This window comes from Flavobacterium laiguense (assembly GCF_003097655.1).
Classification (GTDB): domain Bacteria; phylum Bacteroidota; class Bacteroidia; order Flavobacteriales; family Flavobacteriaceae; genus Flavobacterium; species Flavobacterium laiguense.
Map to the genome: position 1 here is coordinate 74,618 of NZ_QCZH01000007.1, position 13,788 is coordinate 88,405.

At 32.9% G+C, this 13,788-nt stretch carries 12 protein-coding genes and 1 pseudogene; 4 read left to right on the forward strand and 9 right to left on the reverse strand.

Annotation, left to right across the window (positions count from 1 at the left end; all coding sequences use genetic code 11):
* Nucleotides 1-90: 90 nt before the first annotated feature.
* On the forward strand, nucleotides 91-543 hold the full coding sequence (gene bcp / locus DB891_RS08525; protein ID WP_116762520.1) for a thioredoxin-dependent thiol peroxidase: 453 nt from the start codon (nucleotides 91-93) through the stop codon (nucleotides 541-543).
* A gap of 258 nt (nucleotides 544-801) precedes the next feature.
* On the opposite strand, the gene DB891_RS08530 is transcribed toward bcp, so the two are convergent.
* Nucleotides 802-2,262 (reverse strand): TonB-dependent receptor, encoded by a 1,461-nt coding sequence (locus tag DB891_RS08530; RefSeq protein WP_116762522.1) that lies wholly within the window; start codon nucleotides 2,260-2,262, stop codon nucleotides 802-804.
* A gap of 99 nt (nucleotides 2,263-2,361) precedes the next feature.
* On the opposite strand from DB891_RS08530, the gene DB891_RS08535 reads away from it, so the two are divergent.
* Nucleotides 2,362-3,126, forward strand: a complete 765-nt coding sequence (locus tag DB891_RS08535; RefSeq protein ID WP_116762524.1) for an MBL fold metallo-hydrolase — start codon at nucleotides 2,362-2,364, stop codon at nucleotides 3,124-3,126.
* 123 nt (nucleotides 3,127-3,249) lie between these two features.
* A complete protein-coding gene (locus DB891_RS08540; RefSeq protein ID WP_116762526.1) occupies nucleotides 3,250-3,750 on the forward strand; it encodes a hypothetical protein in 501 nt (166 codons plus the stop codon).
* A gap of 368 nt (nucleotides 3,751-4,118) precedes the next feature.
* Here DB891_RS08540 and DB891_RS08545 read toward each other — a convergent pair whose 3' ends face one another.
* The 4 genes from DB891_RS08545 to DB891_RS08560 all read right to left on the reverse strand — a co-directional run bounded on the left by DB891_RS08545 (nucleotide 4,119) and on the right by DB891_RS08560 (nucleotide 8,572).
* Nucleotides 4,119-4,760, reverse strand: a complete 642-nt coding sequence (locus DB891_RS08545) for an alpha/beta hydrolase (protein ID WP_116762528.1) — start codon at nucleotides 4,758-4,760, stop codon at nucleotides 4,119-4,121.
* 74 nt (nucleotides 4,761-4,834) lie between these two features.
* Nucleotides 4,835-5,161: a hypothetical protein gene (locus DB891_RS08550; RefSeq protein WP_116762530.1), complete on the reverse strand. Its 327-nt coding sequence runs from the start codon at nucleotides 5,159-5,161 to the stop codon at nucleotides 4,835-4,837.
* 9 nt (nucleotides 5,162-5,170) lie between these two features.
* Nucleotides 5,171-6,424 carry a dihydroorotase gene (locus DB891_RS08555; RefSeq protein ID WP_116762705.1) on the reverse strand — a complete coding sequence of 418 codons (1,254 nt, stop codon included), beginning with the start codon at nucleotides 6,422-6,424 and terminating at the stop codon, nucleotides 5,171-5,173.
* A gap of 219 nt (nucleotides 6,425-6,643) precedes the next feature.
* Nucleotides 6,644-8,572, reverse strand: a complete 1,929-nt coding sequence (locus DB891_RS08560; RefSeq protein ID WP_116762532.1) for a BatA domain-containing protein — start codon at nucleotides 8,570-8,572, stop codon at nucleotides 6,644-6,646.
* 181 nt (nucleotides 8,573-8,753) lie between these two features.
* Here DB891_RS08560 and DB891_RS08565 point away from each other — a divergent pair, with 181 nt between their 5' ends.
* Nucleotides 8,754-9,872 (forward strand): lactonase family protein, encoded by a 1,119-nt coding sequence (locus DB891_RS08565; protein ID WP_116762534.1) that lies wholly within the window; start codon nucleotides 8,754-8,756, stop codon nucleotides 9,870-9,872.
* Nucleotides 9,873-9,981: 109 nt separating this feature from the next.
* Here the strand turns inward: DB891_RS08565 and DB891_RS08570 are convergent, their stop codons facing one another.
* The 4 genes and pseudogenes from DB891_RS08570 to DB891_RS08585 form a co-directional block, all read right to left on the reverse strand.
* Nucleotides 9,982-11,334, reverse strand: a complete 1,353-nt coding sequence (locus tag DB891_RS08570) for a DEAD/DEAH box helicase (protein ID WP_116762536.1) — start codon at nucleotides 11,332-11,334, stop codon at nucleotides 9,982-9,984.
* 101 nt (nucleotides 11,335-11,435) lie between these two features.
* A complete protein-coding gene (locus tag DB891_RS08575) occupies nucleotides 11,436-11,792 on the reverse strand; it encodes a response regulator transcription factor (RefSeq protein WP_116762538.1) in 357 nt (118 codons plus the stop codon).
* A 447-nt stretch (nucleotides 11,793-12,239) separates the two neighbouring features.
* A pseudogene (locus tag DB891_RS08580) lies at nucleotides 12,240-12,440 on the reverse strand (DUF2400 family protein); the annotation flags it as partial.
* 137 nt (nucleotides 12,441-12,577) lie between these two features.
* Nucleotides 12,578-12,988 (reverse strand): response regulator transcription factor, encoded by a 411-nt coding sequence (locus tag DB891_RS08585; protein WP_116762540.1) that lies wholly within the window; start codon nucleotides 12,986-12,988, stop codon nucleotides 12,578-12,580.
* Nucleotides 12,989-13,788 lie beyond the last annotated feature (800 nt).

Genomic DNA, 13,788 nt, shown 5'->3' on the forward strand with positions numbered 1-13,788 from the left:
TTAATGGTGAATTTTTAATTCTAAAATCTTTACTCTATTCTCTATTTTCTGTTTTCTAAAATCTAAATTTACAATCTAAAATCTAAAATTATGACCACATTAAAAAAAGGAGATCAAGCGCCAAATTTTTCGTGCTTAGATCAAGATGGGAAATTACATCAACTGGCGGATTATGCAGGTAAAAAATTAGTGGTTTTCTTTTATCCAAAAGCTTCTACACCGGGCTGTACGGCAGAAGCGTGTGATTTAAGAGATAATTTCGGACGTTTTCAAACCAATAATTACGCTATTTTAGGAGTAAGTGGAGATAGCGCCAAAGCACAAGCCAAGTTCAAAGACAAATATGAATTTCCATTCCCGTTGCTTGCAGATGAAGATAAGTCGGTTATCAATGCCTTTGGCGTATGGGGACCCAAAAAGTTTATGGGAAGAGAATATGATGGTATTCATAGAACGACATTTGTAATTGACGAAAATGGAATTATAGACGAAGTAATTTCAGAAGTTAAGACCAAAGCCCACGCTGATCAGATATTGAAATAAGTGTTCAGTGATCAGTCCCGATTCCTCAATATTGTCATCCTGACGGAGGAAGGATCTTCGCAAGTAACTCGACAATATAATCTTTGCCGTTATGTTATGAGTAAAAGAGATGATTTTATCTGGATTGTCGAGCTACTTGCGGAAATTCCTCGTTCCTCGGAATCACAATTTTGAGGTGGAATCTTTCATAAAAAAAATCCAAGAAAAACAGTTTGTCTTTCTTGGATTTTTATGTTTATACGAACAGGCTATTATTACTTAATTATTAGCATTTAAAAGCGTATTGGGATGATACCCAAAAAGATGTTGCTCTTTGATAATTTCCGAAACCCCAGCTGGCAACATTGATTCCCAACCTGGTTTTCCTTCACTAATCATTTTTAATACTTCACGAGAGAATACCTGTAGAATCTCTGGATTGTAATCGTCAATATCGACTACTTTTCCGTTGAATTTAAAGAATTTATACAGTTCTTTCATTCTAGGATGCACTTTTAAATTTTCGGAGGTAATTATTTCTCCATCTTCTCCCAGCATTGGATATAAAAATACTTTCATATCACGATAGAATAATTTTCCGAAAGCTTCTAGTATTCCACCGCTTAAGTGGCGATAGTATTTCTCATCAAAAATATCAATCAAGTTGTTTACTCCCATAGCAAGACCCATTCTGGCCTTGGTATAATTAGAGAAATATTCGACTACTTTGTAATATTCTTGGAAATTCGAAATCATTACGGTTTGTCCTAATGAACAAAGTAATTCGGCACGATCCATAAAATCTCTTTCGTCAATTTCTCCATCAGAACGAAGATTTGATAGTGTAATTTCGAAAATTACCAGCGTGTTTTCTTTTTCGACTTTATTTTCTTTCAAGAACATTTTTAGAGATTGCTTATACATATCCATGTTTACATTGGTAACAGGACGGAAGCTACCTCTAAAAGCAAGGATGTTTTTCTTGTATAAAATTGCGGCTGGAAGTATGTTTTTGCCTTCGGGATTGAATATCACCGCATCGGTCATGCCATTTTTTACCAATTGTAAACTCATCAATCGGTTGTCAACATCAGCAAAACGGGGGCCTGAGAAATTGATGGTGTCAATCTCCAGTTGGTCTTTGTCTAAGTGATCGTATAAGTAGCGTAATAGTTTTTTGGGATCATTGTATTTGTAAAAGGCACCATAAATTAGATTTACTCCAAGGACTCCAAGTGTTTCTTGTTGTAATCTTGAATCTGTTTCTTTGAAACGAATGTGAATAATGATCTCATTGTAGGCTTCATTTGGATCGAGTTGGTATCTAATTCCGACCCATCCATGTCCTTTAAATTGTTTGGCAAAATCTATAGTTGCAACTGTATTTGCATAGCTAAAAAACATTTTGTTAGGATGTTTTGTTCTGCTTAATCGTTCTTCAATTAATTGACCTTCAAAAGTAAGCATCTTTTTAAGTCTGCTTTCAGTTACATAACGACCGTCTTCTTCAATTCCATAAACGGCATCACTAAAGTCTTTATCATAAGCAGACATAGCTTTTGCGATTGTTCCAGAAGATCCACCTGATCTAAAAAAATGTCTTACTGTTTCTTGACCAGCCCCAATTTCGGCAAAAGTTCCATATATGTTTTCATTTAGATTGATACGAAGTGCTTTGTCCTTTAAAGAAGGGATTTGCTCAATAAATTTATCTCCTTTTAGTTTTATTTTGGCTTCCATTTTTTTTTGTTTAAATTCGGCAATTATGTTACAAAGTTAATGAAATAGGCAGCTAATGAAAGAGAATTAATCCTATTTTTGTAAAAAAAAGAAAGTCAATTGAAGGTATATTTTTTAGGAACAGGTACATCACAAGGAATTCCTATTATTGGAAGTGACCATGAAGTATGTAAAAGTGCTGACAGTAAGGATAAAAGGCTTAGAGTTTCAGTTTGGGTCACTTGGGATAATCACTCTTACGTTATCGATTGCGGCCCTGATTTTAGACAACAAATGTTGACTAGCAATTGTAAAAAAGTAGACGGAATCTTATTTACTCATGAACATGCCGATCATACTGCAGGTTTAGATGATATTCGCCCCTTTAATTTTAGGCAAGGCGTAATGCCAATTTATGCCCATAAAAGAGTTATTGAGAACCTGAAAAAACGTTTTGATTATATTTTTGAAACCAAAAATAGATACCCAGGAGCACCTTCCGTAAAAACGATTGAAGTAGAAAATGACCAACCGTTTTTAATTGGAGATAAAATGGCATTTCCTGTCAATGTTATGCATGGGGATCTTCAGGTATTTGGGTATCGAATTGATGATTTTGCCTATTTAACCGATGTTAAAACGATAGAAGAAATCGAAGTTGATAAATTGAAAAATTTGAAAGTTTTGGTGGTCAATGCTTTACGGGAAGAGCTTCACGATAGCCATTTCAACTTGCAGGAAGCATTAGATTTTATTGCTTTGGTCAAGCCTCAAAAGGCCTATATTACACACATCAGCCATATCTTGGGTTTTCATGAAGTGGTACAAAAAGAACTTCCCGAAAATGTTTTCCTAGCTTATGATAATTTAGAAATTACAATTTAATCAATAAATACATGAAATCGCCATGATTCAAAAATACAAACAATCATGAAGAATGGCGATTCCTCCCGTCCCGATAATTATTGGTAGCTTCGGGATCTATTAAAAAACAAATACTATATACACATGAAAAATTCATTACTCCTTTACGCTTTAATTTTGTCTTTAGTTTTTAATGTTTATACCTATATGTTTTTAAGTAAAGAGGTCACTTTTGAACAAGAAAAGTATAAAAAAACGACAACCAGATTAAAAGACAGTTTGCAATCTGTTAGCAATAAATTGTCTGATGCGAATTATTTTTCTTTAGAAAAAAATGAAAACGCCCAAAATTATTTTGAATCGGCTAAGTCAGATAAAATTAGAAATCATACTACTTTGGTTCCTTATGTTACAGCACAATTATTAGATTTAAACGCCAATCCAAAAGGGAATCCTTATACTGGACAGGAACAATTGGGAGCTAATAAATTTGTGATCAACAAAGTAAAAGTGTTGAACCACCGTTGGATAATTGCTGATTATAGCGATGGAGAATATTGGGGAGAAGTGTTGCTGAAATATTTTATCAACGAAGATGAAAGTGTTTCTTTTGAAGTAAATCAGTCTTTTATATACCAAAAGTAGAAGTGTTCAGTAAAGAAAGTGATCAGTGGTCAGTTAATTAGTATTCAGTTTAGTTACTGACTTAATAAACTGAATACTTTTTAAAAAAATTCTACAGAACTGATCACTAAAAAACTGCCACTGATCACTTTTTTTATAAGTTTCTACAGAACGGATTACTAATTAACTGACCACTGATCACTTTTTTTATAAGTTTCTACAGAACGGATTACTAATTAACTGACCACTGATCACTTTTTTTTATAAGTTTCTACAGAACTGATCACTAACAAACTGATCACTGATCACTTTTTTTTATAAGTTTCTACAGAACTGACCACTAAAAAACTGACCACTGATCACTTTTCTAAAGGACTGACCACTGACCACTATTCTCCAATTAGCCAGTTCTTTAGATCATAAAAATTTTGTGGAGCCACTCCATGGCCAACTGGGTATTCTTTGTAGGTAATCTCAACTCCTAATTTTTCTAGAGTTCCAGGGGTTTTTCTAGCCCAATCTACAGGAATTACCTGATCTACCGTTCCGTGTGAAGCAAATATTTTAAGTTGACTCAAGTCATTTTTTAAGTAATCTTCGGCTACAATTTCTAAATTGAGGTAACCACTCATAGCAACTACTTTATTTATTTTTTCAGGATACGAAAGCGCCACAGCATAACTCAAAATTGATCCTTGGCTAAAACCAAAAAGTGTTACATCATTAGAATCAATTGGGTATTTGCTCGTTAGTTCATCAATAAAACCGGCTATTGTATCTCTGGATATTCGAGCTTGATCATTATCTGAAAACTTGTTTTGATCGGCATCAAAATTGATCGCATACCAAGCGTAACTTCCATATTGTAGATCATAAGGCGCGCGGGCTGAAATAATATAATATTCATCGGGTAATTCTGGGGCAAATGAAAATAAATCAGCTTCGTTACTTCCGTAACCGTGAAGCATGAGTATAAGTGGGTTTTTGTCTAAAATTACTTTGGGTTCTCTTATTTTATATTCTAATGACATTTTTTTTGTTTGTTTTTTTTAAAATCTGCAATCATAAATCGTTATTCTGCTCCCGATAATTATCGGGACTAAAATCAAGAAATGTTTTTAAGCCACTTTTGGAAATAAATTCCCAACAATGGAACGGGTTTTGTTTCGCCTTTTATGGCACTGAAAATTCCATAAGACCATAAAACAGAAATGAAAACCCACATTGGTGCAGAAATCATCAGACTGTCAAAATTACTAATGATTAATCCCAGGGAAATGAATGTAAGCGTAAGTCCCAATCCTTGACGGATATGAAAAGAAGCAAATTCGTTTTTGTCTTCGCTATTCATTGACATCGCAATAAATACACCAATTCCTAATATGTAACTGGTGATTGCTGCTGTTTTTCCAGCTTCGATAGTGTTGTTCATGCTATTTGGTTATCCTAAAATTAATTTGTCTTGGTTCAAAATTCCATACGCTTTTCCTTTTAGGTTGGTGCCTAGAAAAGCCGAGTTCTTGGATTTTGAAAGTATATTTTCTTTGGAGAAAACACTATTGCCTTCGGGGTTGAATAAAGTAATATTGGCGATTTCGCCTTCGCTAATGCTATGGTTTGGAATGCTGAAAATTGCTTTTCCTGCTGTGAATTTTTCGATTATGGTTTCTAATGGGAGTACAGTCATCAAAGCACCAAAAGCACTTTCCAGTCCAATGGTTCCATTTTTGGCCATATCAAACTCCATTTTTTTGTGTTCTATGTCGATAGGATTATGATCAGATGTAATTAAATCGATGGTTCCGTCCAGTATTCCGTTAAGCAATGCTTGTCTGTCGCTTTCGGTTTTTAAAGGCGGAGTTACTTTGTATCGGGTGTCAAATTCTTCCAGTTTTTCATCGGTTAAAACCAAATGATGTACGGTTGCGCTACAAGTAACATTCAATCCTTTTGCTTTAGCATCTTTAATCAATTGAACCGATTTTGCAGAAGAAATGGTTGGGATATGCATTTTGCCTCCCGTGTATTCCAATAAAAATAAGTTTCTGGCAATTTGCAATTCTTCGGCCAAATCCGGAATCCCTTTCAGTCCCAATCGGGTAGAAACAACACCTTCGTTGGCAACACCATTTCCTTTTATTTTGTCGTCTTGTGCAAAAGCGATAACTAATCCATCAAAATCTTGTACGTATTGCAAGGCTATTTTCAGCAAGTTGGCATTGTCTAAACTTTTGGTATAATCGCCAAAAGCAACTGCACCCGAATTTTTCATATCATACAATTCGGCCATGTCTTTGCCTTCACTTTCCTTAGTTAAAGCGCCTATTGGAGACAATTGTGTGGCAAAACCATTGGCTTTGTTTTTTACGAAATTTACTTGCGCTTGATTGTCTATAATCGGGAAAGAGTTGGGTTGCAATGCGATGGCTGTAAAACCGCTTTTAGCCGCAACATCCAGTCCATTTACAATAGTTTCTCTGTCTTCGAAACCAGGCTCTCCAAGGGAAACACTACTGTCAAACCATCCTTGCGAAAGATGAAGGTTGTCTAGTTTTAGTTCTTCGGCATTATCTGTATTTGGAAGCGCCGTCCCTATTTTTTTTATAAAACCATCTACAATTAAAAGATCTACAGTCTGGTTGTGAAAGGGACTTTTTGAATCGATAATTTTGGCGCCTCGGATGATTATTTTCATATGTAGATAATATTTGTTTTTAATGGAATATGGTATCGCCAGATCTTCATTGGTGTTTGTGACAACTGTTGCCATGGCGATTTCATATGTAGATAATTTACTTCAATTGAAACAATAAAATTATGTTTATAACATTAGAACTTAATTTTCTTGAACCATTAAGTAATTAAGTTAATAAAGGGAAAACTTAATATTCTTAATTTCTTAATGGTGAAAAAATTATTTCACGAATTTGATGATTGCCATTTCCAATGCTAAAAATAACAGTGCAAAGATAATAAACCATTTCCAAATTTGATTGTCGCTTCGGCTGGTTTGTAACGTATCAAAAATGGTTGCGATAGAATCACTTGTTTTATAGTCGGATAGTATACTTTCGTTGACTTGATCCAAATCGCTCTCGGTCCTAGCGTAATTAAAACTGATGTTTTCTATTGGTTTTTTGGAATCATATATCGTGTAATTACCTGCTTTTTCTGGGTAATCATTAAAAAATAATTGAACTTTATTATTCAAAAGTTGTTGTACAGGAATGAATTGCTCTTCCGGATTTTTTACCGTTAGAATTTCATCTTTAGATAATAAAACAGGAACAAGATAAGAGGAATTATTACCAATTGTGTTTGCGTTAATTCCGTTGTTTAGCTTGTTTAAAGCCATTTTATAAAAAACAGGAACAATCAAGGGAGATTGTTGGAAATTGGAATTTAATGTATTTAATGGAGCCGAAAAAACATAAACGGATGAAACGGAATTTCGAAGTCCTATTAAAAATGGGGATTGGTCCTCAAAACTTAAAACGGCTGGACTTGTACTGGAAATTGTATATTCTTTTTTGGTTTTTGGATATTGAAAATTGTTGGTTTTATTTTCGAAAACACCGGCAAATAAGGGATGACTGAAGTTGATTTTGGTGATCAGTTTTTCATTAGACTCTAATAATTTGAATTGAGTGGAGCCAAATAGATTCATTAATGCATTCAAATTGGATATCGGGGCAGTTTCTGATGGAATTACAATCAGGTTTCCTCCTTTGTTTACGAAGGATTTTAAAGTGGTTTGCAAGGCTTGTGGGATTTCGTCTAGTTCATTCAAAACAATGGCGTCTTGCATGTCGATGCTGTTGTAATCTAAAGTGCTTAATGTGAAAGAACTATAATTGAATTCGTCATTTGTATATATTCGACCCAAGAAATTGTTTTTTTCGGGTGCTCCAATACTGATAATATTGGTTTTTTTAGTTTTTGAAATGCTAAAAAACAGTTTGTTGTCATAGCCCAAATCATTGTCTTCAATTGAAACATAGCCATGAAATGCTTGTTTTGGAATAGTGAAATTAATAGTTTCTTTTTTGTTCTTAAAATTGATAATGGTTTTGGCAATCAGTTTGTTTTGATTGTACAAAGCCATTGAAACAGGTTTGAAATCAGTGCTGTAGTTGGAGGTAATAATACCTAATTCGTAAAAATCATCCAGTGTTTGACGAATAAAAACACTGTCGATAGCTACATTGTTTTTTTGTTCAGCCTTCGGAATAATAAAATATGGAATGTTGTCGGTATCCATGTTTTTTAGTTGGTTTGGAGTCAAACCTACGGCATCGGTAATGATTACAATGTCCTTTTTGAATACCGATTTATGTGCTTTTACTTTGGCTATTATATTGTCTAATTGAAAAGGAATTGCACTATATTTTAGGTTTTGCAATTCACTTCGAATGGTTTTGATATCCGTATTCCAGTAATTATCAGTATTGGTAAGCAAAGAAAAATTCGCATTTTCTGGTGTTTCTTCGAGCAGTTCTTGAACGGCACGTTTTAATAGTTCCCCTTTTTTTCCTTTGGCTTGCATACTAAAGGAATTGTCCAGAATAATATACATTTCATTGCTGGCATTCTTGTTGTCTTTGGATTCAAAAAAGGGTTGTGCAAAGGCAAGGATAATACAAGTCAGTAAAAGTAATCTGCAAGCCAAAAGCAACCATTTTTTGATTTTGGAACTTTTTCTAGTTTGAATCGAAAGGGCTTTTAGAAAACGAACATTAGTGAAATATTCTTTTTTGAAACGTCTCAATTGGAATAAATGCACCAAAATTGGAACAATCAACAGGAATAGAAAGTATAGAATTTCGGGTTGTTTAAAGTGCATTCTAAAGTTTTGTTTGCTTCACAGGATTTTAAAACAATGGAGTTCATTGGATTTTATGAGTCAAAAATACAAATTTGTTGACAGTTTAATTATGATGTTGCTATAATTTTTTAAAAGAAGAAACAAATAGGGTAATTCTGAAAGATAATAAGTATTTTAGCTATTCTGAAAATTATAAAGTATGAAAAAAGTTTATCTATTTCTTTTGTTAATTGCAACAATAACTTCGACGCAAGCGCAAAAAAACTTACTCAATCTTATTGTAGGTACCTATACGAATAATTGCTATAGCAAAGGGATTTATGTATATGAATTTGATACCAATAATGCTCAAATGCGATTAAAAAAATCTTCGGATAGTATAGTTAATCCAAGTTATGTATCACTTTCTAATGATAATAAATTTATTTATGCTGTAAATGAAAACGGAGCAGAAAGTACCGTGAGCTCTTTTGCATTTGACTCCGTAAACGGAAAACCCAGTTTTATCAATCAAGAAAGTTCTAAAGGTGCCGACCCTTGTTATCTTATTAATGATGATAAAAATGTGATAGTTGCCAATTATTCAGGAGGAAATATTTCGGTTTTTGGTAAAAATAAGGATGGTGGCATAACCGTAGCCAAGCAGGTTGTACAACATTATGGTAAAGGGGCAAATGCGGACAGGCAAGAAAAGGCTCATGTACACATGGTTTATTTTTCGCCAGACAAAAAGTATGTTTTAAGTAATGATTTAGGAAATGACAAAGTGTATGTGTACAATTATAATCCAACTGCGAATACTGAAGTTTTAACATTAAAAGATAGTATTTCAGTAACAGCGGGAAGCGGTCCAAGACATTTAACGTTTAGCAAGAATGGAAAATACGTTTTTCTATTGCAGGAATTAGATGCTTCATTGACCACCTTTAGTTATGCAGACGGAAAGTTAACTAAAATTAATGAAACCACTATTTTAGCTAAAGATTATAAAGGAAATTTTGGCTCCGCCGATATTCATATTTCGCCTAATGGAAAGTTTTTATATGCCTCGAATAGAGGTGATGCCAATACAATTTCGATTTTTAAAGTTTCAAAAAATGGAAAGCTACAATCAAAAGGGCAAACAAGTACTTTGGGGAAAGGCCCCAGAAATTTTGTGATTGATCCAACGGGTAAATTTCTTTTGGTAGCACATCAATATACTAATGATATTGTTGTTTTTAAGATTCATAAACGAAAAGGAACGCTAACAGATACAGGAAAAAAGATTGATCTGTGTTCACCTGTTTGTTTAGTGTTTAGTAATGTGGAAAAGTGATAAATGACTGTTATCTTTCATGAAAAACAAATAGCCCATGGTTTCAACCATGGGCTATTTGTTTTTAAGAAAACTGAAAACTGATCACTAAAAAACTGACCACTGCCAACTATTTATTCTTGTCTTTTCTCTTTTTGTCTCTGGTTTTCAACATGTTTCTATTTACAGAACCGTGTGTTTTTTTCTTGGTAATACCAGGCCCTCCCAAATTGACTTTCTTATTCTTTTTGCTTTTCTCTTGAAAAGCACCATCGCCATCTAGTTTTTGTTTTTTCATCAAAAACTTAATCGGCTGTCTGTCTTTTTCAGGTTCGATTAGTTTAGCTGAAACTTCAACTTCTTCTGGGAAAGCTTCAACGGTTAATTCGGTATTCATTAATACTTCAATAGCCACTTTTGATTCTTCTTCACGAGGAGCAATAAGGCTTATCGCAGTTCCAGTTGCATCGGCACGACCCGTTCTACCAATACGGTGCATGTATAATTCTGGTAATTCGGGCATCTCGAAGTTGATTACATGTGTAATATTTGATATGTCCAAACCTCTTGCCATAATATCGGTAGTGATCAAACCACGTAAATTTCCTTCTTGAAAGGAAGCCATAGTACTCAAACGATAATTTTGGGATTTATTGGAGTGAATAACACCAAACTGACCTTCAAAATCTTCCTCGATTCGTTCGTGAACCATATCGGATATCTTCTTGTTATTCACAAAAACCAATACGCGACTCATGTCTTCGTTGGTTTGTAATAAGTGTTTTAAAAGATTGATTTTAGTATTGAAATTAGGAGCTTGATAGGTAATTTGTGTAATATTTTCTAGAGGAGTTCCTGATGCTGATAGCGTTACCTCTTCTGGATAATCAAAATAGTCGTTCAAAATAGCATCTACTTCATCGGTCATGGTTGCCGAAAAAAGTATGTTTTGACGTTTCTTTGGCATCATGGCCAAAATAGCTGTCAATTGGGTGCGGAAACCTAAATTCAACATTTCGTCAAACTCATCGATAACCAATTTCTGCATTTCTTCAAAACGAATCACATTGTCCAAAGTTAAATCCATGATTCTTCCAGGAGTCCCCACAAGAATATCACATCCTTGATAAACCGTTGTTTTTTGGGTATTGATGTTTACACCACCAAAAATACCAACTGTACGAACCGACATGTACTTGGTTAATTTCTCGACTTCCTCTACGACCTGAACTACAAGTTCACGAGTTGGAACCAGAATTACTATTTTTGGAGTATGACCTGGAGTAAATTTGTATAATTTTAATAAAGGTAATAAATAGGCAAATGTTTTACCAGTACCCGTTTGTGCAATTCCCATCATATCACGGCCAGACATTATCACAGAAAAAGTTTTTTCCTGAATAGGAGTTGGGGATGTAAAACCTAGATCGTCTATTGCTTTTTGTACCGATTTTGGGAGATTGAATTGTTCGAAAGTACTCATTTGTGTTTTAATTTTGTGCAAAGATACGTTTTTTATAAGGATGCTGAATGCCGTGCTATTATAGTTGCTAATTTTGACTATAAAGCATATAACCACATCTTCTACACAAAACGTTTTATTCTAAAAACTAATTCGGGATAATTAAAAGGTTTTGCTATAAAATCATCTACCCCCAGTTTGAATCCTTCGATCACTCTTAGGTCTTCTTTTCCTAAAACTGAAATCATAATAATAGGTATCGAGGGATAATTTTTTTTGGAATAAGCTGTAATTTGCAACCCTGATTTATAGGGCATCATAATATCTGTAATAATCAAATCAGGCAGTGTCTTTCCTATTTTTTCGATACCATCTTTACCATCATTTGCAATATGAATCTCATAACCTTCTTTCTTTAAAATAAAATCTAGAATCTTGACTATTAAATGATCATCTTCAATTAATAATATTTTTTTCATGTGTAGGTTTTTTAAATTTAAATAAATTTATTCGATTGTTTTTTTTAAGAAAAAACAAAATATTTAGAGCTTTTTTTAAGTGTAGTTTTTTTTTAGACAGTACGGTAAATGATGAATAAAAAATTGAGAACCACAAAACGGAAAAAGGTTTTATGAAACATTTAAGTTGATTAAAAGATGTTCTATTTGAGTTGCTGAAATTAAATATATTGTTTTAAAACCAAAGTGATATTTGGGAATGTTTAATATAGAAACATCCTTAAATACAGTAAGTATTTCCAATCAAAATATCTAATTGATTTATCATATTCTTGTTTAGTTAATTAAAAAAGGACTAAACTCGAATTTATCTAAAAAAATAAATTGGCTTAAGTGGTATGCTAAATTGATCTATCTATAAATGTACGTATAAAATACTGGCAAACAACACATTGATTTTTAATGTATTTAAAAGCCTTCAAATGCCCCTAATCCAAATAAAGCAACACCATATTTTACATGGTCGCTTGGATCGTGTTTACTAAGTTTTAGGTATAATTCAGTAAGTGCTTTTCCGTTATTTTGTTTCCGAATAAGTAAGTCTAGTTTTCTGGATATATTTCCAGAATGAATATCAAGTGGGCAGGAAAGTTTTTCAAGAGAAATAGTTTATCAATTTCTGTTGTAGACATAAAATGATTCTAATGAGTTTGATACAAGGAACGATAAAAAAGCAGCCTATATAAAAGTGTGTTTAATCACTTATAAATAGACTGATTTATGTATTTGAAAAATAGACTATTTTATTAAGCTGATTTTTCGGTGATATTAAATTCTCGATTTTGTTTTACTAATAATCTTTTTACTCTAAGTAATAGCTCATTAGGATTAAAAGGTTTTGAAACAAAATCATCGGCACCAAGATTAAAAGCTTCTACAACTGTTCCTTCTTCTTCTCCTAATGAAGAAACTACAATTACAGGGATTTCTTCATAGTTTTCTTTGGCAAAACCAATGATCTCTAATCCAGAACGAAAAGGAAGCATAATATCTGTAATAATCAAATCAGGGACTAAAACGGGTATTTTTTCTATAGCGCTCAAGCCGTCTTTACAGGATGTTACCTGATAACCTTCTTTTTTAAGAATAAACTCAAGGATTTTGACCATTAATACATCATCCTCTGCAATTAATATTTTTAAGTCTGTATTGTCCATAATTTATTTGTTTTACTATTTGATCACCTTATTAGGATCTATTTTAAAACGATGAAGTGCGTAAAAAAACTATTATAATGAATTAGGTGTTGTGTTATCAACAACTGTGCCAGACTTTATTAGGTTCTTTTGCAAATCATAAAATGTTTATATAAACCTTAATTAGATTGTCAACATGAGATTAAGTTATAGGTTTGGGGTGTTTTAAATTTTGGATATTTTTTTTAGGTTAAAAAATGATAGAATAAGTAATTACTCCAGCAATAAGATGGCATGAAATAAGTAGTACATAGTAATCGCTTCCGGAGTGGACCTTTTGGCCTTTTCTTCGGTTTGTTTTCAATAGTAAAGGATTTTGCTACTTTCTGGAAGTTTTTGTCAAACTCATTAGTAATGCAAAACAATTCAGTGATTTTATCGAAGTAAATCATAAGACGAATTTTAGATTAATTGTTTTTCAATGATTATAAATCATTATTGTGTAAAAAAAATCTAATTGAATATATAATGGCTATGAATGTATTTGCTCTCGCTAATAATCTACTGAACATTTGCAAAGTGGGGGGGCTAATTTTTTTCTATTTGCATTTAATTCTTAAGAAAGTATACTCTTTAGATATTAAATACAGTTAAAAAGAAAGTTAGATTTTTGCAATTTGTCCCGTTGGAACCTTAGTTTTTATCGACGTACGACGTTAATTACCGTTAAATGTATATATTATTATTGTTTTGTACAAATTTATCTATGATAATTTTTGATATTTTTTAAAAATAATAATAATTGAACTCAGGTTAAAAGG

Excerpts from the sequence above, each read along its gene's own strand:
- DB891_RS08540 (WP_116762526.1), top strand. The coding sequence starts at position 3,250 with ATGAAAAATTCATTACTCCTTTACGCTTTAATTTTGTCTTTAGTTTTT.
- DB891_RS08550 (WP_116762530.1), bottom strand. The coding sequence starts at position 5,161 with ATGAACAACACTATCGAAGCTGGAAAAACAGCAGCAATCACCAGTTAC.
- DB891_RS08570 (WP_116762536.1), bottom strand. The coding sequence starts at position 11,334 with ATGAGTACTTTCGAACAATTCAATCTCCCAAAATCGGTACAAAAAGCA.
- DB891_RS08545 (WP_116762528.1), bottom strand. The coding sequence starts at position 4,760 with ATGTCATTAGAATATAAAATAAGAGAACCCAAAGTAATTTTAGACAAA.
- bcp (WP_116762520.1), top strand. The coding sequence starts at position 91 with ATGACCACATTAAAAAAAGGAGATCAAGCGCCAAATTTTTCGTGCTTA.
- DB891_RS08565 (WP_116762534.1), top strand. The coding sequence starts at position 8,754 with ATGAAAAAAGTTTATCTATTTCTTTTGTTAATTGCAACAATAACTTCG.
- DB891_RS08560 (WP_116762532.1), bottom strand. The coding sequence starts at position 8,572 with ATGCACTTTAAACAACCCGAAATTCTATACTTTCTATTCCTGTTGATT.
- DB891_RS08555 (WP_116762705.1), bottom strand. The coding sequence starts at position 6,424 with ATGAAAATAATCATCCGAGGCGCCAAAATTATCGATTCAAAAAGTCCC.
- DB891_RS08530 (WP_116762522.1), bottom strand. The coding sequence starts at position 2,262 with ATGGAAGCCAAAATAAAACTAAAAGGAGATAAATTTATTGAGCAAATC.
- DB891_RS08585 (WP_116762540.1), bottom strand. The coding sequence starts at position 12,988 with ATGGACAATACAGACTTAAAAATATTAATTGCAGAGGATGATGTATTA.
- DB891_RS08575 (WP_116762538.1), bottom strand. The coding sequence starts at position 11,792 with ATGAAAAAAATATTATTAATTGAAGATGATCATTTAATAGTCAAGATT.